This window comes from Desulfosarcina variabilis str. Montpellier, assembly GCF_048565275.1.
Taxonomy (GTDB): domain Bacteria; phylum Desulfobacterota; class Desulfobacteria; order Desulfobacterales; family Desulfosarcinaceae; genus Desulfosarcina; species Desulfosarcina variabilis.
In genome coordinates this window covers 46948-66852 of the sequence record NZ_CP159846.1, presented here as the reverse complement: position 1 = coordinate 66852, position 19905 = coordinate 46948, and the positions used below count along the sequence as shown (strand labels likewise).

18 protein-coding genes are annotated in these 19905 nt (G+C 51.5%); 11 read left to right on the top strand and 7 right to left on the bottom strand.

Annotated features, from left to right (window positions below; translation table 11 throughout):
* Positions 1 to 43: 43 nt before the first annotated feature.
* The 5 genes from Dvar_RS00330 to ubiE all read right to left on the bottom strand — a co-directional run bounded on the left by Dvar_RS00330 (position 44) and on the right by ubiE (position 6302).
* Positions 44 to 1822, bottom strand: a complete 1779-nt coding sequence (locus Dvar_RS00330; RefSeq protein WP_419659737.1) for a response regulator — start codon at positions 1820 to 1822, stop codon at positions 44 to 46.
* Entirely contained in the window at positions 1800 to 3467 is a 1668-nt protein-coding gene (locus Dvar_RS00325) for a sensor histidine kinase (protein WP_419659736.1), read from the bottom strand. Before Dvar_RS00325 ends, Dvar_RS00330 begins: the two co-directional genes overlap by 23 nt.
* The gene (locus tag Dvar_RS00320) at positions 3468 to 4412 is read right to left on the bottom strand and encodes a phosphate/phosphite/phosphonate ABC transporter substrate-binding protein (protein WP_419659735.1); all 945 of its coding nucleotides are present in this window, start codon (positions 4410 to 4412) and stop codon (positions 3468 to 3470) included.
* Positions 4412 to 5359: a PhnD/SsuA/transferrin family substrate-binding protein gene (locus Dvar_RS00315; RefSeq protein WP_419659734.1), complete on the bottom strand. Its 948-nt coding sequence runs from the start codon at positions 5357 to 5359 to the stop codon at positions 4412 to 4414. The genes Dvar_RS00320 and Dvar_RS00315 overlap by 1 nt, the downstream gene beginning before the upstream one ends.
* Before the next feature lie 238 nt (positions 5360 to 5597).
* Positions 5598 to 6302 (bottom strand): bifunctional demethylmenaquinone methyltransferase/2-methoxy-6-polyprenyl-1,4-benzoquinol methylase UbiE, encoded by a 705-nt coding sequence (ubiE, locus tag Dvar_RS00310; protein ID WP_419659733.1) that lies wholly within the window; start codon positions 6300 to 6302, stop codon positions 5598 to 5600.
* A gap of 108 nt (positions 6303 to 6410) precedes the next feature.
* Here ubiE and dnaJ point away from each other — a divergent pair, with 108 nt between their 5' ends.
* Positions 6411 to 7526, top strand: coding sequence for a molecular chaperone DnaJ (gene dnaJ / locus Dvar_RS00305; RefSeq protein ID WP_419659732.1), 1116 nt, complete (start codon positions 6411 to 6413; stop codon positions 7524 to 7526).
* A 74-nt stretch (positions 7527 to 7600) separates the two neighbouring features.
* Positions 7601 to 7972: a 6-carboxytetrahydropterin synthase QueD gene (gene queD, locus Dvar_RS00300; RefSeq protein ID WP_419659731.1), complete on the top strand. Its 372-nt coding sequence runs from the start codon at positions 7601 to 7603 to the stop codon at positions 7970 to 7972.
* 98 nt (positions 7973 to 8070) lie between these two features.
* Here queD and pyrE read toward each other — a convergent pair whose 3' ends face one another.
* Entirely contained in the window at positions 8071 to 8640 is a 570-nt protein-coding gene (pyrE, locus tag Dvar_RS00295) for an orotate phosphoribosyltransferase (RefSeq protein ID WP_419659730.1), read from the bottom strand.
* Positions 8641 to 8991: 351 nt separating this feature from the next.
* On the opposite strand from pyrE, the gene ftsE reads away from it, so the two are divergent.
* The 9 genes from ftsE to Dvar_RS00250 all read left to right on the top strand — a co-directional run bounded on the left by ftsE (position 8992) and on the right by Dvar_RS00250 (position 19371).
* Entirely contained in the window at positions 8992 to 9681 is a 690-nt protein-coding gene (ftsE, locus tag Dvar_RS00290) for a cell division ATP-binding protein FtsE (RefSeq protein WP_419659729.1), read from the top strand.
* Between the two features lie 13 nt (positions 9682 to 9694).
* A complete protein-coding gene (gene ftsX / locus Dvar_RS00285) occupies positions 9695 to 10573 on the top strand; it encodes a permease-like cell division protein FtsX (RefSeq protein WP_419659728.1) in 879 nt (292 codons plus the stop codon).
* Complete coding sequence (locus tag Dvar_RS00280; protein WP_419659727.1) at positions 10570 to 12009, top strand: peptidoglycan DD-metalloendopeptidase family protein; 1440 nt, start codon at positions 10570 to 10572, stop codon at positions 12007 to 12009. The genes ftsX and Dvar_RS00280 overlap by 4 nt, the downstream gene beginning before the upstream one ends.
* A 10-nt stretch (positions 12010 to 12019) precedes the next feature.
* Positions 12020 to 13399 (top strand): S41 family peptidase, encoded by a 1380-nt coding sequence (locus Dvar_RS00275; protein WP_419659726.1) that lies wholly within the window; start codon positions 12020 to 12022, stop codon positions 13397 to 13399.
* A complete protein-coding gene (locus tag Dvar_RS00270) occupies positions 13392 to 14381 on the top strand; it encodes a divergent polysaccharide deacetylase family protein (RefSeq protein ID WP_419659725.1) in 990 nt (329 codons plus the stop codon). Before Dvar_RS00275 ends, Dvar_RS00270 begins: the two co-directional genes overlap by 8 nt.
* 4 nt (positions 14382 to 14385) lie before the next feature.
* The gene (locus Dvar_RS00265; protein ID WP_419659724.1) at positions 14386 to 15132 is read left to right on the top strand and encodes an EI24 domain-containing protein; all 747 of its coding nucleotides are present in this window, start codon (positions 14386 to 14388) and stop codon (positions 15130 to 15132) included.
* A 208-nt stretch (positions 15133 to 15340) separates the two neighbouring features.
* On the top strand, positions 15341 to 16504 hold the full coding sequence (locus Dvar_RS00260; protein WP_419659723.1) for a caspase family protein: 1164 nt from the start codon (positions 15341 to 15343) through the stop codon (positions 16502 to 16504).
* 9 nt (positions 16505 to 16513) lie between these two features.
* Positions 16514 to 18235, top strand: a complete 1722-nt coding sequence (locus Dvar_RS00255; protein ID WP_419659722.1) for a tetratricopeptide repeat protein — start codon at positions 16514 to 16516, stop codon at positions 18233 to 18235.
* 74 nt (positions 18236 to 18309) lie between these two features.
* On the top strand, positions 18310 to 19371 hold the full coding sequence (locus tag Dvar_RS00250) for a hypothetical protein (RefSeq protein ID WP_419659721.1): 1062 nt from the start codon (positions 18310 to 18312) through the stop codon (positions 19369 to 19371).
* Positions 19372 to 19505: 134 nt separating this feature from the next.
* Here Dvar_RS00250 and Dvar_RS00245 read toward each other — a convergent pair whose 3' ends face one another.
* Complete coding sequence (locus Dvar_RS00245; RefSeq protein WP_419659720.1) at positions 19506 to 19904, bottom strand: hypothetical protein; 399 nt, start codon at positions 19902 to 19904, stop codon at positions 19506 to 19508.
* Position 19905 lies beyond the last annotated feature (1 nt).

Genomic DNA, 19905 nt, shown 5'->3' with positions numbered 1-19905 from the left:
CAAGCAGAGCGAGAGCGGTTTATTCCTGTCAAGGATGGTTTATTTATTCGTCTGATGGTGCCTTCAGGGCTGTGCTCAAGGCTTTTGCCAGGTCGCCCAAACGATAGGGTTTGCGTAAAAAACCCGATGCGCCCAAGGCCAGGGCTTTTTCCACCCGTTCGGATTTTGTGTACCCGCTGGCGATAATGGCCTTTAGCTGCGGATCGATCTTCAATGCCCGCTGGTAGGTTTCCAGGCCGTCGATGCCGGGATCCATGACCATATCGAGCAGCAACAGATCAATGGGTTGGTTCTTGATCATTTCCAGGGCGGCTTCTCCCGATGCGACGGCCTCGGCCCGATAGCCCAGGGCCTGTAGCAGGGCCACACCCACCTCACGCTGCTCGGCCACGTCGTCGACCACCAGAATCCATTTTTTCAATTCTTTCTTTTTATCAGCCGGTTCGCTGGCCTGGGGGTCCATGACGGATTTCTTAATGGCTGGGAAATAAAGATCAAAGCGGGTGCCCTGGTTTGCCTGGGTAACGACATCGATAAATCCCCGATGATCCCGGACGACTCCCCAGACCACGGCCAGACCCAGGCCCGTGCCGCTACGGCCCATTTTTTTCTTGGTGTAAAAAGGCTCAAAGATGTGCTCCAGGTCTTCCTCGGGAATCCCTTCCCCGGTGTCGACAACACTCATGACCATGTAGTTTCCCGATGGAATGGAGACATATCCTTCGTGGTCTTCGGTCATTACGGTGCCGGCCAGTTCGATGGTTACAATGCCGCCGCCATAAATCGCTTCGGCGGCATTGGCCACCAGATTCATCAGACAGTTGCCCAGTTGGGAGTCAGACCCTTGGATCCAGCCGGCGTCGACACAAATCTGGGTTTCAACCCGTACATTGGCATAATGGCGTTTCAGGGTCATGAATCCAGGGCTTTGAAGATACTCCTCGATGACTGTTTTCAGATCCAACGACGAATAATTGGTGACGCCCCGCCTGCCCAGGGTCAGCATGTCCTGCACGATAGCGGCGGCTTTTTCCCCGGACTGCTGAATCACCTTGAGTTGATGGTGCATGGGGTTTCGTTGATCTACCTGCATGAGCAGCAGGTCCGGATAGCTGACAATGCCGGATAAAATGTTGTTCAGATCATGGGCAACGCCGGCTGCCAGGGTACCGATGGCCTCCATTTTCTGAGCCCGGAGCAGCTGTTTTTCCAACTGTTTGCGTTCCTCAATTTCATGTTTCAGCTGCTGGTTGGCCGCCTGGAGTTCCTGGGTGCGTTGTTCTACCATAAAGGACAGGGTTGCCTGTTTGGTGGCGGCCTTTTTGGACAGGCGCCATTTCTCGGTCAGGGTGGCCGCCAGCTGGGCAACCTCGGACACGTCGAATGGTTTTTTCAAAATCAAAAGGTTGGCGGTCTGCCCCAGATGCTGTTGAATGTCCTGCCAGGAGTAGTCCGAATACGCCGTGCACAGGACCATCTGAAGCTGGGGATCCACCTGCCACAAGCGCTCGATGGTTTCAAGTCCGTCCCACCCCGGCGGCATGCGCATGTCCACAAAGGCCAAGAGGAACGGATCAGCGCAGCCTGTGGCCGCAGTGACCATTTCCAGGGCCTGCTCCCCTTGCGTGGCATAGGACAACGCGTAATGGTAGGCCGTGACTGACTTGGGTTTTTTTGAATGCCCCAATATTTCCGATTCCAGATGATCCAATAGGTTGCTTTCAGCGGGTGGGTTCAAGATATTGGCGAAATCCCGGTGAATATCCGGGTTATCGTCCACAATCAGTATCTTGCGACGATCAGGATGGTGATCTTCTTTCATCAGACGCCTCCATGGGGCGATAGGGCAGATCCAGGATGAATGTGGCACCATGTCCATTGCCCCTGCTCGACACCGTCAGGGTGCCACCCATCTCCCGAGCGGCAATGGCGCTGCTGTGCAGCCCGAATCCATGGCCGTTGGGTCGCGTGGTGAATCCGTGCTGGAAAATTCGGGTCAGATTCTCCGGCTCAATGCCCATACCATTGTCGGTAACCTCAATCTGAATCTGGTTGTCGGGGATCCGTTTTAATCGAATCAGCATTGTTTTTTGCTCTCCATCGCCGGCAACCAATGCATGCTGGGCATTGGAAATCAGGTTGATCAGAATTTGCATCAGCTTGTGGCGATCTGCCCAGCAATCGGGAAGGTCTTCAAGCTCTGTGGCGATCTGGATTTTATGCTGGGTGGAAAGCTCGCTGTTCAGCTGCAGGGCGTCCTCGATCACATCGCGAATCCCCACCGACTCGACCATTCCCGATGCCCGGCTGTAATCCTGTTGCAGGTGGATGATATCCCTTACATGCCCCACCAATCGCTCCAATGTACCCAGATCGGAAATGAAGGTATCTCTTTCCTCCTTGAAATGGGTGCCCAGTGCCGACAGATAGGCGGGAATGTGATCCGCCCGGGGATCATTGGCAAAAAAGCCGGCCAGGTCCGCTTTCTGTTCTTCCAGCAAAGACGCCACTTGGCTCAAGGACTCAATCCTTGAATGCTCAATACGCATTTTCATGGTGGTCGTGGTTACGCCCACGCTGTTGAGCACGTTGCCCACATTGTGCAGCATATTGATGACCGTCTCCGCCATACCCGCCTGCCGGGCCGTATCCAACAGTTTTTTTTGGGTGGTCTGCCGTTCTGCATTGGCGCGTTGCAATTCGTCGACCATGAAATTGAATGATTCGGCCAGTTGCTCCATTTCATCACCGCTGTGGATGTGAATCCGCTCACTCAGATCCCCTACGGCAATTTTACGGGCAAATGCCTCCAATTGCAAAATGGGAACGCTGATTCGCCTTGCATAAATCAGCGACAAAATAAATCCGGCAGAAATCGCCAGGGCGGCGATCAAGACGCTACGTTGGTAAAGAGACTGAGAATCCAGCCTGAATTTGTTCGTAGAGAGCCCCAGATGGATCCATCCCCAGTTGACCCCCATATACTCAAAACGGTAGCTGATATGAAAAACTTCGTTTTCGCCAAGGGGATTGGTCATGAAACGTCCCTGGCCGAGTGTCCGTCGAGACGCTGGCATCCATAAGCCGGAAAGCGTCTCCTGCTTCCACCAACGGCGGGTGTGCAGCAGGCTGAAACCGTCTGAACGGGTAAGTACAACATAGATCAAGGACGGGTTTTGATCAACGATACTCATGCAATGATCCACCACGGTACTGAGATCCTGCAATAGAACGGACTCCATGGCGACCTGAGCCGTCGATGTATAAACCACCTGGGCGCGTTGGTTCATTTCAGCCACCAGTTGCTGTCGCTGGTAAGGAATCAAGGCAAACAGGAAAACCGCCACGGTCAAGAGGATCATGGCCCAGGACATCCCAATGGTACGCATGAGAATACGCCGCCGCCTGCGCCGGTGCGGTTTAGGCGTGTTTTCGCCGGAGGGGGTGTCCGAGGCATCCCGGCCCATCTAGCCGTCCTTTTTGCTTAGTTGGTTGTAGTTGCGGTAAAGGGCTTCCGTGGCCGCGAAATCATTGGATTCAAACTTAAAGATACGCTTCATCTGAATGATGGTCAGTACCTGTTGACCGTCGGCACTCTCGTTTATGGCCATGGCTTCATCAAACACCCGCTGCTTGTCCAATGGATCAATATGCTTTGTCGTACACACAATCAGGTTGACGAAGCCAGGTGATCGGGCGAGTATCTTCAATTTTTGTTTTATTTGGGGGTTGAGTTCCGCCATTACGGAAAATGCGGATTCCGTGACCACGCAGGTGTCTGCCTCACCGAAAAAAACAGGCAATATGGCCCGGCTGGGTTTGTCCGCCACCCGAATCGCTGAAAAAAAGGGTTCCACCGGTTTATAACCTCGCTGCCGAAGCCAGGTGGACAGCCAGGCTCTGGCGATTTCACCGCTACCGCCGTTTTCGACCACCAGGGTATGGTGCTGCTGTTTGGCCAGCGTTTCAAAATTCTTGTCCGCAGCCGCGAGAAGCAAATAGGATTGCGTGGGCTGGTCTGCTTTGCTCAGGATATGCAGCGGTTCCAGGGTCAATTCTTGGCGCTTGTCGACAAAATCAAGGCTATTGATGATCAGCACATGGCCGCGTTGCTTATCAATGGCCAGCTTTGCCGCGGCGATATCTTCCGGAAAGGCGACGATAATTCGATAGTCGGGGTATCGGGTGCGGATGATCTTGTTCATCATCACCTGAAATGCCAATTGGGTATCCCTGACATGGATGCCGACCAGGGTATTTCTCAAATTCAGGAAATAGAGCTCTTTGAATTTGCCTTCGGCAAGGCTGACGGCTGGATTGAACAGAAAAAGTAGGCCCAACACGCAGGCTACCCCGCATCGTTTTATCCAAAGCGTGAACAACAAAACCCGTTTATTCAGGTGATAGGCCATCAGGAATCACCCTTTGCTTTTATCGCCGCCAATTGCTGGTGATGTCGCACCAATGCCTCGGTAGCGGAAAAATAGTCTTGCCTGAACGGAATGATGCGCTCCATCTGAACCATGAGCAGTGCCTGGCGTACTGCCGGATCCGTATCTGAACTAACGGCTTCAGTCAGCAAAGCGCTGCGCATCTCCTGCTCGGCCAGATCCGTGGCGCACAGGAGCAACAACACCAATTGGGGTGAACGGTCAAGAATTTCAAGGCGTGTACCGATCTGGGGGTTGAGTTCGGCCATGACTGTATAGGCGCTGGCGCTGATAATGCAGGCATCGGCCTGTCCAAAGAAAACCGATAGCAGCAACTGACTGGTCTTTTTGGCTGCTTTGATTTGGGTGAAAAACAGATCGCACGACTGATAGCCGCTATTCCATAACACCGTATCCATCCACAGCCGGGACAGCCCGCCAGTGCGTCCATGATCGATCATCAAGATCCGCTCGGTTTGCTTTTTTATTTTCTCAAGGGGGTTGCCCCTTTGCGCTACCAGGTACAACACCTCGGTCGGCTGTGCCTGTTTGGAAAGGATCATCAGGGGCGTCAGGTTAATGGATTGGATCAAGGAAAGATAGTCCAGACTGGTCAGGGTCACAAAATGATAGCGGCCACTGGCCACGATGGTGTCGGCCGCGTTGTAATCACTGATAAAATCGAGCTTCATCCTGAATGGGTAGGTTTCCCGCACAATGGTCTGACGCATGATGATCTCCAGGGCCAGTCGAGCATCTTCGCTGTTTACACCCGGCGCCAGCGCGGTGATGCTTGCCAATCGTAATTCATTTGGAACCGTCGATTCAGCCGGTACGCCCTGGGCTAAAAGGAGTCGGTCCGGGAACGTGAACATGAAAACCATCAGCACCAGTATCCAGCAGTATGTCAAGGATTTGCGAATATTCATAGCACACGGCAAAATACGTACCGACGTTGAGTGATGATCGAGCTTACCTCAGTTTCACGATGTAAACAATTATCGGTAAAATGATTGATTACTTGATCAGGCCCGGACAAGCAACCACGGGGAGGCTGCTTCAGGATAAGCGCCGGTGGACTCACTTTTGATCGTGTGAGTATGGCACGCGTTTGGAAAGTCCGTTTTCAAGAGGCTTTAAGCCGGGGGAAAAAAGGCGCCAATATTTTTATGCTTTGATGCCCACGAACAAATTGGCAACCCCCAGGGTCAGGCGCATGCAGCGGATATGGTTAAAACCGGCTGCTTGCATGAGGTTCATGAATTGCTCGGGCGCCGGAAAACGGGAAACCGAGTCCGGCAAGTAAGAATAGGCATAATGGTGGCGGGAAAAAAAACGGCCGATCAGCGGCAGCACCGTCTGAAAATAGGCCAGGTAGGCATCGCGCAAAGGGCCTTTTTTCGGTGTGGCCAACTCGAGCACCAACAGCATGCCGCCCGGTGCAAGGCAGTTAGCAAAGGTTTTAAGGGCCAGGGCTTTATTTTGGATGTTGCGAATGCCAAAGGCGATGGTGATGGCATGCACGGATTCGCTTTCAAAAGGCAGCGTCAAGGCATCACCGGCAACAAGGGAAATGGTTCCGGATGACTCAGGGCGGGTTTTTTCCCGGGCCAGGTCCAGCATCTTGGCTGAAAAATCAAGACCGATCACATGGACCTTTGGTCCTTTTTGGCGGCGGATTTCCATGAGTACGTCACCGGTGCCACAGGCCACATCCAAGATCCGGCCCCTGTCGGGGACGGTCATTTTCGACACCATTTTTTTTCGCCAGCGGACGTCCTGGCGAAGGCTTAAAAGACGGTTGAGCAGATCGTAGCGCGGTGCGATTCGGTCAAACATGTCACGGACAAATGGAAGCTCTTTGGTTTCCATTGACATCCTTTCATCTTGCATTACGTTTTAGCATCATTTAAAGGTGGCACAACTAACACATCAACCCCTTGGCATCAACACGAATAAAGTAACCATGTAGGATTGTCCATGGCAGCCAAACGAGACTATTACGAAGTGCTCGGCGTCGACCGAAGCGCAAGCGATGCGGATCTGAAAAAATCCTATCGCAAACTAGCATTGAAATTTCACCCTGACAAAAACCCTGGTGATAAACAGGCGGAAGAGAAATTCAAGGAGGCCGCCGAAGCCTACGATGTACTCCGCGATACCAGAAAAAGGCAGATCTATGATCAATATGGTCACCAAGGGCTGGAGGGGTCTGGTTTTTCCGGTTTTGGTGGATTCGAAGATATTTTTTCCAGTTTCGGTGACATCTTTGAAGATTTTTTTGGTTTTGGCGGCGGGCGCCGGTCCAGAAGCCGGGTGAACCGTGGGGCCGATCTGCGTTACGATATGCAGTTGACCTTTATGGAAGCGGCTTTTGGTATAGAAAAAGAGATAGATGTAGAAAAAGCCGAAACCTGTGGGGATTGCAAGGGAACCGGGGCTGCTCCCGGTACCGGCGTGGAAACCTGTCCCCAATGTGGGGGCAGTGGCCAGGTTGGACGCAGTCAGGGGTTTTTTACCGTGCGGACCACCTGTGGCCATTGCCGGGGTCAAGGGCAGGTGATTAAATCGCCCTGTTCGACCTGTCGGGGCCAGGGCAAGGTGATGGTCCGAAAAAAAGTGGCGGTTAAAATTCCCGGCGGTGTGGACAATGGGTCCCGTCTCAGACTCACCGGAGAAGGCGAAGCTGGTGGCTATGGGGGGCCTTCCGGAGATCTTTACGTGTTCATTCATGTGCAAGATCACGACTTTTTCAAGCGTGAAGACACCCACGTGCTATGCGAGATCCCCATCTCCTTTATTCAAGCCGCGCTGGGAGACCGCATAAAAGTACCCACCCTTAAGGGCGAAACCGATCTGGAAATTCCCAAAGGCACCCAGCCGGGGGATTTATTCCGGATGCGGGGTGAAGGTATTCCTTCTTTGAGAAACGGTCATCGGGGGGACCAGATCGTTCAGGTCAACGTCAAAACACCCACCAATCTCAATAAACGGCAGGTTGCCCTGCTCAAAGAGTTTGCCTCTTTGGAATCCAATAAATTCACCAGCAAGCTCAAAAGCATTCTGAAAAGCGGCCCCTCCAGGGCGGCAAACTGAAACGCGGACACGCAATCGTGTTTATCCAGTTTTGCCTATTTTTCGGATAGACACGCAATAGGAGCGCACAGGCCATGTTCGAGCTAAAAATTCTCAATCATTTTTCCGCTGCCCACCAGCTGACCATGGTCGGCGAAAAATGTGAAAATCTTCACGGGCACAACTGGCGGGTCGAAGTTTACGTCAAAGGCGAACGTCTTAACGAAGCCGGGGTTCTGGTTGATTTTGGTATTATCAAAACACATGTCAAGACAATCATGAAACGGTTGGATCACAAATTTTTAAATGAACTGCCCTTTTTTGAAAATGATCAACCCTCCTCGGAGAATCTGGCGATCTATATTGCAAAGAGCCTCCAGGAAATGATCGATGAGCCGGGGGTCGTGGTCAGCCGGGTGACCACGTGGGAGTCGGACAATGCCTGCGCAACCTATTATCCACAGTAATTTGTGACCGATGGATACGGATACGCCAACGGGGAACGGCCGCCATGGCAGCCGTTCCCCGTTTTGATTTTTTTTCCGCTTTTCGATTGAATCGGCGTTTACGGCTGCATGGCCATTTTTTTCCAGCAATCCACCAATTCATCACGGGTGATGATGGCCAACGTGTCGGCCACATGGTTGCGGATATTTTCCACGCCACCTTCCTGACGGTCGACCAGCACAACCGCACGGACCACTTCCAGACCCTCGGCGCGGGCGCGGTCGATGGCCTTGATGGTCGATCCGCCGGTGGTCGCCACATCATCGATGACAACTACTTTTTCTCCGGGTTTGACGTCGCCCTCGATCCATTTTACAATGCCATGATCTTTCTGGGTTTTGCGGATCGAAAAGGCGTTGAGCGGCGCACCCTCGAGCTCAGAGGCAAAAGCCGTGGCCATGGCAATGGGATCGGCGCCAAAGGTCAGGCCACCCACGGCCGATGCACCGCTGTTACGGATGGCGGCAAACATCAGATGACCGGTAAGGTACATGCCTCGGGCGCTTAATGTGGTGGGCTTGCAATTGACGTAAAACCGGCTCATGCGGCCTGAAACCAGCTTGAATGAAGGTGTTTCTGTATATTTAAAGGATTTTTGGCACAACAGCCGGATCAATTCCTTTTTCATTTCGATTCTCCCAGGATATTGGATTTGTATGAAGTACTTGATTTTAGGAGGTTTTTCGTATAAAAAAGCCTCCACCGAACTGGAAGAAGCCCAACATTGGGATTCAGTGGAGGCATCGGCAAGGAAAACTGGAAACAGCACTCCTTGAGCTTAAGGGCGTTCATAACAGCTGTGGGGGGGGCCGGTCAATGCCAAAACCCCGTGATAATCCATTGGATGGCCATATTCCGTGACCAGTCGCGTCCATTTAAAGATTTCTATACTCCCGTTCGTTGTCTCGCCCCATCTCCTAAGGATTGGTTCCGGTGACCATTTGGCCCTAAACGCCTTACTCGACACCAATGAGGTTCAATGACCGATATCGCTGAGAAGCGCACCATTATTCGCTTGTTCCGTGTTCACAAACGGTATGGTGCCAAACAGGCCCTGGCGGATGTTACCCTGGACATAGCAAAAAACGAATACCTGTTCATCAGCGGGCCCAGTGGCGCTGGAAAATCAACATTACTCAAACTGCTTTATCTGGCCGAGCCGGTATCCGAAGGACAGATACTGGTGGATGGCATGAATTTATCCCGCATTCACCGGCGGCGAATCCCTGTTCTCCGACGAAAATTTGGCATTATCTTCCAAGACTACAAACTGATTGCCACGCGTACGGTTTATGAAAATGTTGCCCTGGTTCTGGAGGCTCAGGGAAAAAAGCGCAGCTATATCGAAAAGAAGGTCAAAAGTGTGCTGCGCGTTGTGGACATGGAAGACCGTCAGGCGGCTTATCCGCTCAGCCTGTCCGGCGGGGAGCAGCAACGCATAGCCGTGGCCCGGGCCATCGCCGGTGATCCCAAGATCATTCTGGCCGACGAGCCCACCGGCAGTCTGGACGACGATTCGGCTGCCGTTATTTTGGAGCTGCTCGACGTGTTTCATCGGCGAGGTGCCACCGTGGTTGTGGCAACCCATGATAAATCCCTTATTTCGGGTGCCACCGGCCGCGTTTTGCAGATTCGGCAAGGCCGCTTGGATCCGACTGCGGATATTTGAAGGACCGACGCAAATGACCGTCTTCACCCGGCGAGCCATCAAAGATATTCTGGAAAATCCCTTTCTCAACGGGGTAACGATCATCACCATATCGTTGTCCGTTTTGATCGTTAGTGCTTTTGGGCTTTTTATGCTCAATGCTCAGGATATGTTCAACACCTGGAAAAAGGGAATCCGGATCATGGTCTACCTGATGCCTGAAACAACCGCCGATCAGCGTCTGGATACCCACCGCCGGCTTGAGGCCATTTCCGGTATCCAGCATATCCATTACATTTCCAAAGATCAGGCCCTCAAACTGATGAAGCAGCGTATGCCCCGCCAGGCATCGCTTTTTGACAACCTGAGTGAAAATCCACTTCCCGACGCATTTGAAATCACGTTGAACGGTGAGTCCAGTTCTCCCGAAAAAATCGAGTTTCTGGCCCAGCGCATCGAGGGCTTGCCATCGGTTGCCCAAGTGGAGTATGGTCAACAGTGGATCGAGCGTTTTGCCAACTTTTTCAATTTGTTCAAACTGGCCGGGTTCGGCATGGGGGCGATGTTTTTTATGGCCACGGTGTTTATCGCCGCCAATACTATCCGCCTGGTTCTTTACTCGCGAAGGGAAGAAATTCAGATTATGCGGCTGGTGGGTGCCACCGATCGATTCATCAAGATTCCCTATTATCTGGAAGGCCTGATCCAGGGGCTGTGCGGCGGTCTGATTGGCCTGATAATTTTATACGCTGCGTTTTCCGCTATCGGATCTCATTTTCAGCAATCCCTGTCCGCTGAAATGGTTTCGATTCGTTTTTTCCCCTTGCAAATTTGTGCGTTCATTATCGGTGGTGGCATGGCCACCGGACTATTGGGCTCCTTCTTTTCGCTGAAGCAGTTCATGAGGGTATGACCATCAGACATCCCCCAATTAAACACCAGCCCCAGGGCCGGCTTTTTTCCCGGATGGTGATGCCTTTTTCCTTGTTATGTGGGATGGTATTCTTTGTCTGTCTTGCCCGGCCGCTGATGGCGACCGGTAATCCCAAACCGGGCATTATTCTGTCACCGATCCTCAACATGCGTTCCGGCCCCGGCCTGCATCATCCTCCCATCGATAAACTGCGTCGCGGGGATCAGGTGATGGTCCTGTCCTATGAAGGCGAGTGGGTCCGTATCCTTTTCAAAGAGCGGACGGGATTTATCATGAACCGTGCCCGCTATCTGCGAATTGACGAGCCGGATCAGGCATCCCCTGCCAGCCATCCAAGGCAAGGTGCAAAAAGTGATGAAGTCAATCGTAAACTTGAAGATTCAGCCGAAAAAATAGCTGCCTTTTCAAAGAAGGAGAGCGCCATTGTCGATGCCCTGGAGGAAACGGAAAAGGCTCTGGACAAAGCGCGTAAACAGGTGACTCGCCTCACTCAGGAACTATTGATTCTCGACGATCAGATCACGGATCTTGAAAACAGCTATCACGAATTGGAAGAACAGGCCGATATAATGGAGCAATATGTCGCCAAACGGTTGGCGGCACTATATAAACTCAGTTGGTTGGGAAAATTTCAAGTCCTGGCCTCGGCAGACTCCATGGTTGATTTTTTTTTTCGCAAGCGTTGCCTGGAGCAGATTTTGAGTCATGATGAGGCGGGCATGGAAAAACTGGCCCAAGACCAGGCCAGCATGAAAGCGCTTTTAAATCAGATGATCGCGCACAAGCATGAAAAACAGGCGACCACGGCAGACCTCAATGCCGAGATTGACGCCATGAGCGCCAAGAAGGCCCAGCGTGAAATGTTATTATCTGAGATAAAAACTAAAAAATCGTTTCAACGGGCCATGATCGAATCCTTAAAAGCGTCCGCCATAAAGTTGGAACAAACAGTCGAAGCGTTTGGCGCAAAAACCGGGCCACCGGCCCCGGTGGTTGTTGCTGAAAAACCTTTTGCGGCGCTTAAAGGCTTGCTAATGATGCCTGTGAAAGGTAAAATAATCTCTTTTTTCGGACCTTTTAAGGACCCAAAATTTAACGTGACCCATTTTCAAAGCGGGATTACGATAAAGGCGGACCGGGGCGAACCCATCCGGTCCGTTTACAGTGGCCAGACACTGTTTTCTTCCTGGTTTAAGGGCTTTGGCAATATGATTATAATTGATCATGGTGATCACTATTACACCGTTTATGCCCATCTGGAAGAAATGTTCAAATCAAAAGGTGATCCGGTTGAAACCGGCGAAGTGATTGCCACCGTGGGCGATTCCGGCTCCCTGACCGGAGCCGGTCTTCATTTCGAAGTTCGGCATCACGGGAAACCAATGAATCCAATGGGTTGGATAAAGAAAGGCTAAAGGAGAAACAATGTCAGCCAAAAAAACCCGACACCTAAAACTATGGGTGGCAATGCTGCTCGTATCGGCAACACTGATACTGGGCCATGGCTTTTACCGGGATCTATCTGCCAATACCGAAGAAACGTACAAAGGATTGAAGCTCTTTTCGGACGTGATTGAGTTGGTTCAAAAAAATTACGTTGATGAGGTGGACACCCAAAAGGCGATCGAAGCGGCCATCCAGGGCATGATGCACAGTCTTGATCCGCATTCGGCCCTGCTTCCGCCGGACGCCTTGAAAGAGCTTCAAATCGATACCCAGGGAGAATTCACCGGGATTGGCATTCATGTGACCATGCGCAACAACCTGGTGACAGTCATTTCCCCCATCGAAGGCACCCCGGCCTATCAGGCGGGGATAAAGGCCGGTGACAAGATCATCAAGGTTGATGGAAAACCAACGGAAGACCTGAGGGATGCAGTCAAGCGGATGCGCGGACCCAAGGGCACCACGGTCGTAATCACCATCATCCGCAAAGGGGAACCGGAGCCATTGGAATTCAGCCTGGTCCGCGATGTGATTCCCATCTATAGTGTCAAGGCCGAACTGCTCAAACCCGGTTATGGGTACGTGTGGATAACCAATTTCAGGGAAACCACCACCGACGATCTGATCGAGGCGCTGGACGCCATGGAGCAGGATACCACACCGCTCAAAGGGTTGGTCTTGGACCTGCGGGACAATCCTGGCGGGATCCTGAATCAGGCCATTAACGTGTCCGACCTCTTTTTGGAAAGTGGTGAAATTCTCAGCATCAAAGGCCGGGAGGGACAGCATACAAAAATTTTCAGGGCCCACAGCAACGAGACCAATCGGGACTATCCGATCGTGGTACTGATCAACGGCGGCAGTGCCAGTGCGTCGGAAATCGTTGCCGGGGCACTCCAGGATCATAAACGGGCCCTTATCCTGGGCACCACGTCCTTTGGTAAGGGATCCGTGCAAACGGTGGAGAGCTTGCGTGATGGTTATGGTTTAAAATTTACCATTGCACGATACTACACGCCCTCGGGTCGCTCCATCCAGGCCAAAGGGGTGGAGCCGGATGTTGAGGTTCCGCAGCGAACCTTATCGGACAATGAGATCACCGGTGATCGGATGATCAAGGAAAAGGACCTGAAAAATCATCTGGATGCAGAACCGGGAGACGCTTTGCATGAGCCTGTGGTTCAACACGACGAGCCGGAAAAAGAGGCTGATGTACCCGAAGATCCACCACTACTAAAGAAGTTTAAAGCCAAAAACAGTCCCCTGGACCGGGAGAGTCTGATGAATGACAACCAGGTATTGCGTGCGTTGGACATTCTGATTAGCTATGATATTTTTAAAAACCTGAAAAATGGTTAAAAAAAAAAAGGCGGCCAAATCCAAGGCCAGAAAAACCAAAAAAAAGAAGACAGGGGTCAATTACAAACTTCAATTTATGAAGATCGCTGCGGGGTTGGCCCTTATCATCTGTCTGATCGTTACCGCCGGTCTGCTGACCAACCGGTTGTTGATGAAACAGCCGCCAACGGTGGCTTCAAAACAGAAACCGGTTCCGGTCACGCGGCCGGAACCGGGCCGGGCGCATCACAGCATTCCTGATTATGAGGCCTTTCCCCGGGAAACGGTGCCTCCCCCACCACCCATCACGCGCCGGAAACCGGTCACCAACGGTATTCCGGTGGCCATCATCATCGATGATATCGGTTATGATAAAAAAATGGCCGATGGTTTTTTAGCCTTGGATGTGCCTTTGACCTTTTCCCTTCTTCCCATGGGAACGTTCAACCACCGGATTATCGACAAAGCCATTCAAAAAAATGTGGAAATTATGCTGCATCAACCTATGGAGCCCAGCAATTACCCCAAGGTCAATCCCGGTCCCGGTGCACTGCTAACGTCCATGAATCCCGATGAGCTGATTGCCCAACTCAATACCAACCTGGACAGTCTTCCCAGTACAAAAGGGGTCAACAATCATATGGGGTCCAAACTGACCGCATCGTCCCATCAGATGCGCCAAGTTTTTACGATTTTAAAGAAAAGAGGGCTTTTTTTCGTGGACAGTCGCACCACAGCCGACACCTGTTGCCGGGAATCGGCGGAACTGCTCAAATTGCCCTTTGCCGAGCGGGATGTGTTTCTTGATCATGAACAGACCCCCGCGTTTGTCAGAAAACAAATTAAACAATTAATGAAACGCGCCAAACAGCAAGGGTATGCCATTGCGATCGGCCATCCCCATACAGTGACGTTAACGGTGCTTAAAGAGATGCTGCCTGAATTGAAGAAAACGGTTTCTCTGACCCATGCGTCCGACGTTGTGGCGTTTCAGCAGGGATGATCTGATGAGTCTGCTTTCCGGTATTCGCTATAACCTGCAAGGGCTCTGGCTGGGACTCAGAACCCCGCGGCTGCTGGCCCTGGGCATGTTGCGGTTTTTCATTGTGGCCCTGTTGGCGGTGGGCCTGTCTTGGCTGATTCTGGCCAAGCACACGGACATTCTATCAATGATGTGGCCACAGCCGGAAAGCGCCTGGATCCTTTGGGCCTGGTATCTGGCGTCCTGGATACTTTCCCTGCTGCTGATGGGAGTGGCCGCGGTGCTGGCCTATGTTTTTGCCCAATTGTTTTTTGCCGTTTTCATCATGGATTTGATGTCGCGGATCACCGAGACCATGGCAACCGGACAACCCGCAGTGGCGCCCAACGCGTCCTTGATGACGCAAATGGCCTTTCTGGTTCGCCAGGAATTGCCCAGGAACATCATTCCCATCCTGATTACCCTGATTCTCATGGGGTTGGGATGGTTTACGCCCTTGGGGCCGGTTTTAACCATTGTGGGACCCATGGTCGCGGTCATTTTTTTGGCCTGGGACAACACCGACATTATTCCGGCCCGTCAGCTTCTTCCTTTCGGACAACGATTCAAGACCCTGGGCGCCACCCTGCCTTTTCACCTGGGCTTTGGTCTGCCTTTTCTTTTTCCTGTCCTAAATTTGTTTTTCCTCAGTTTTGCGCCGGTGGGCGCGACCCTATATCACCTGGATCGGCACAAAGATGCCCCTGCTCCGGCAACATCTTCCAATCCGTAATAGATAAGTTTTTAAATCCAGACCATTAAGGTTTCCTGCCAATCGTTCGATAACCGTTATGTACTTTCCTTGTTGTACGGTTGGGGATAATCACACGGTCGATAACATCCGTGCGGGCTGTCTGGTTGGGGGGCAGCCTTGCAAGTCCATGCCGTCAACTTCATAACGATAGTGACTCCCCCTTTTTTTTGTGCAACGATATACTCTGATGAAACCTTTCTATCGCCAAGTTTTTCTTCTGAGTGCTTTTTTGACGTGTATCTGTGCCATGGCCTGGCCGGACGAATTGGTTTCCAAAGAAAGAGGCCTTCATGTTGATTCCCAGGCTCGCCGGCATGCGCTGGTGATCGGCAATGCCGATTATCGCCAATCCCCATTAAAAAATCCTGAAAATGACGCCCGTCGTATCGATCAATGTCTGCAATCCCTTGGCTTTGATACGCATCTGATCGTCAATGCCGACAAGCGGGGCATTGAATCGGCGATCCGGCGTTTTGGCAGCCAGTTACAGTCAGGCGGGGTCGGTCTTTTTTTTTATGCCGGACACGGGATGCAGGTCAGTGGCGTGAACTACCTGATTCCCATCGGTAACCGGATTGAAAAGGACACGGATGTGCCATACGAGGCCGTTGACCTGGGACGCGTGCTCTCCGAAATGGCCCATGCAGGCAATGCGATGAATATCATCATTCTCGATGCCTGCCGCGACAATCCTTTTAAGCGCAGTTTTCGCTCCCACAAAAGAGGCCTGGCCAGCATTGATGCCCCGACCGGAACCTTTATCGCCTATGCCACCGCCCCCGATGCGGTTGCCTATGATGGAGATGGGCAAAATGGGGTGTACACGCATCACCTTCTTGAAGCGATGGTCGTTCCAGGACTTTCCATTGAGGCCGTAATGAAAAAAGTCAGGGTCGGCGTCATGACGGATACGAACAATCGTCAGGTTCCATGGGATGCATCGTCATTGACGGGAGATTTTTATTTCACGGCGCCGCCATCGTCATCCACGGCGATCACGACCCCTGGTGGCCCCCTCACTCCAACACAAGGGATTTCCACGAATTTGGAAACCCGGGTGTATCCGGATGATGGCGCAGCAATATGGCCGCTTCCGCCGGTCGACATTCCCACCGCCGTTGCACACGGCAAAACAGTGGTTCAATCGGCATCGGCCATCGGCAAAACCATGGATGAAGGATGCGCCAAAGCCAAGACCAAGATTGTAAGAGCGTTTTTCGGTGGACGCCCCTCGGATTTTCTCTATCGGCAGTCCGTATACCGCATGTATTGCCATGTGATTAAGCGTATGCCCAAAGATCGTATTCGTGTGGAGGTATCCATTGAATTTTACGAGCAGTATAAAAGATAAGGAGGGACAATGAAACACAGCTCTGACCGGCGATTATCCAATACTTTAATCGTAATGTTGACACTCTTTTGTATGGTGGTGTTCGCATTCAACGCGCAAGCCAAAACCAGGGATAAAATCCAATTGCAGGAGGAAAGCGCACGGCTGTTGAGCGAGCTCAATCATCTGCTGTTGAGCACGAGCGAGCTCAATGCGCTCTTTTCAGATCAAAGTCGGTCCAATATCTGCAAATATGCCAAACGCTATACGCAGGTCATCGACCTGTTGGACGAGCTTGAGATCAATTTGAAGGATTGGAAACAACTGGTTAAACAAAACCGAAACGACAAGGTCTACCGGGCCTATGTGGCCACGCTGCAGTTGGCCATGTACAGCATCTATTCCCAGCCGAATGTGTATCTGGGATTTCTTAAGGTGTATACACCGGATGTGCAGGGGATCGATTGTGCCGTTCTTGAAAAATCCCCGGACATGCCTGCATGGGATATGAAAAGCAGCGAGTGGGAGATCAAGGCTGAATCCTATCTCGTCCGGGTTCAGGAATCCATTGAAAAGGCCCTGTCCCTTGACCCGTTTTATGATGATGCGCGGATAATAAAAGCCCAGTTAATGGTTTTTCAAAAGGATTACGATGCGGCCCTTCAGGCATTTATGGAACTCGATGCAGAAGGGGTACTCGGTGAAAAACGATCTTACCTGAACAGTTGGATGGCTTATATCGCGCTTCAACAGGGGGATACGCAATTTGCCGAAGAAAAACTGAAACGGGCGTCGGCTTTCTCGGAACCACCGGAAAATTCCAGCTGGGCATCGAGTCTGGTGCGATCCAAACGCATGGCCAATACCCATTGGACGGTGTTCGACCATCATGCAATTGAACCTCCCGACGACATGGACCTGGATCAATTAATGGTTCAGACCCAGCAGGCCATCATTACGGTCAGAAGTGCATTGAGTAGCCCTTTAGGTCCAATACCGACCAACATGACCGATGAAAAATTCAAATCACTCACCGTCAATGCCGCCTATCACCCCATGTTGATGTTGACCCTGGAATCAGACAAGACCAGTGAAAACTTGAGCAGATATGCCGACATGGTCGAGACGCTTTATGAATCGGGCGTCGAGCTGAACAAATTGATGGAAATCTGGGACAAACTGGCCAATCGTAATCCATCCGTGTCTTATTACTACCGGCTCCAGAAATCCAGTTGCGGTCTGGCACTCAAGCAGATGATCGAAAATTCCAAACCGCTCCTTTACAATAAAAAACTTATCGCTCTGCTTGAAACCAGACAAGAGGAGCGAGAGGAGGAAGTCGTCAATTATCTGTCCCAATGGCAGGAATGGTCAAATCAGGTTGCTTCTTTGGGTGAAGATATCGAATCTGTGCGAAAAATGGCCAACGGTGTGCTATCGGCTGAATTACTGGCCTTTGAATATCAGGCTGTTTTTTCCGATCCATCGCAGGCGCAGCAAACACTGGATGAATTGGCGGAACGATTCCGGGAGTTGCGGACCAAAGAGCTCAATGTCTTCTCAGACAGCATGAACGTGGATGCCGATGCCTACATCACGGCGTGGCAATCGTATCTGGCGGTAAAATCCGGCGATTTGATTTCAGCCAAGGATTCGTTGAAAAAAACGGATCAGACGCGGGGGCTGTCCAACTGGAAAACGAATCAAGAAAAAATAATTGAACTGAAAACCATGCAGACCCCGGGTAAATAGTTGCACTCTCAGCATATTCAACGTGGGTGAATGATAACACCGGTTTTCAAATTCAATACGGGAGTAAACCACACATGAAAAATAATAGGCTGTTCATCTTTATGGTGTTTTTTGCACTTTTTATCTTTTCCGGTTGTGCCCCTAAAAAAATCTACTACTTCGATGACGTTGCGCCAACCAGTATTCAGGGCGGCACCGCCACACAGGGCACGATCGCCTATCCGCCTTTGCTGCGGCCTGAAGGCAAAAGAAAAAGCATCAGGCCGGGATCTCAGTATTTTACCCTTGCCATTCCCAATGCGATCGACATGAGTGGAAGAGCCCAGGATCTTCAGCGTTCCCTGGCAGACATGCTGTACACGGAATTGTTTGCCACGGGCCGGTTCAACCTTTTGGATCGGGGTGAGTTGATGGATCTTGATCCCGAATGGCTGACCTCTTCTCTGAAAAAATCACTCACCGACCTATCCAAGCAGGAAGATCGAAAAGCGGCATCCCGAAGTGACAAGGATTCCGCCGAAAAGGCAGAATCGGCTTTTGATAAAACCTTTCAATATCTTGACCGCAAACAGAAAAGCCAGAAGCGGTTGGAAGATGTGTTGAACAAAGCTGATGGTATCTTGCTCGTATACGTAACGTCCCGGGTGGGCAAACAAAAAGGCGGTCACTTTTCAGTGGATTATCGCATTGTCAGCCGACGGCGGGGCGGTGAAATCGTTTTGTTTGCCGGCAACAAAAACGTGTCCTACAAGAGCAGTACGACCCAGGAGGTTGCTTATAATCGAAAGGATGTGGCCGACATCGCAAAAAGCATCGTCAACATCTTTCCCCATCCCAAAGAAGTACGCAATGCCCAGGTCATCAAACGCGATCAAAGAGTGATCGTTGTTGACCGGGGACGCGACCAGCATTTGATTGCGGGAATGATCGGCTATGTGGTTTACTCCGAGGACAGTGTCCGTCTGGAATCGATCGGCAAGGCCAGGCACTTTTCCTACCTTGGAGAATTTATCATTACCGAGGTCTTCGATAAGACCAGTACGGCCGTTTTACTGCATCCACGAGGGATGAGTGGGGATTCCCTGGATGAATACGAGTGGGACGTTCAAACGGGCGATTCCGTTATTGTTAAATAATGTCCATCCTGGCATGATCAATTTTGCCCATATCAGCGTTGCGCGAAAAAGGCTTCCATGGAAAATCAACGATCCTAAGGCGTTTCGCGCAACGCAGCCCCTTTGCATCCAATCCTCAAATGATTGGATGCGCCTTACTCAGTATCAAACCCCATACCCGTAAAACGCTCGATAAGCGTCCGTTGAACCCGCAAGTCGCCATCTTGTTTGATAATCGTCAGGGAAAGTTTGTATAGGTCCGCATTATCACCGATCGCTTCGAGCCAGGCCAAGGGGTCGTCACGCAGTTGATAAAGGCCTGGAAATGTCTGCTCTTTTTTTACGATCAGAAAAGGAACGCGGGCACTGGCCTGATCACCCACCTCGTTTAATTCAATTTTGGGGCGGGGATACAGGATTTTCATGGGGCCATAATACTTGAACGTCCGCCATAGGACCCCTTTGATGCCCCTTCGGTCAAGATCCATGGGCATGGCCCGCACATCCTCGGTAGTAAGCGCCAGAATACCAGCGATGTCGTGATCCTCTGCCATG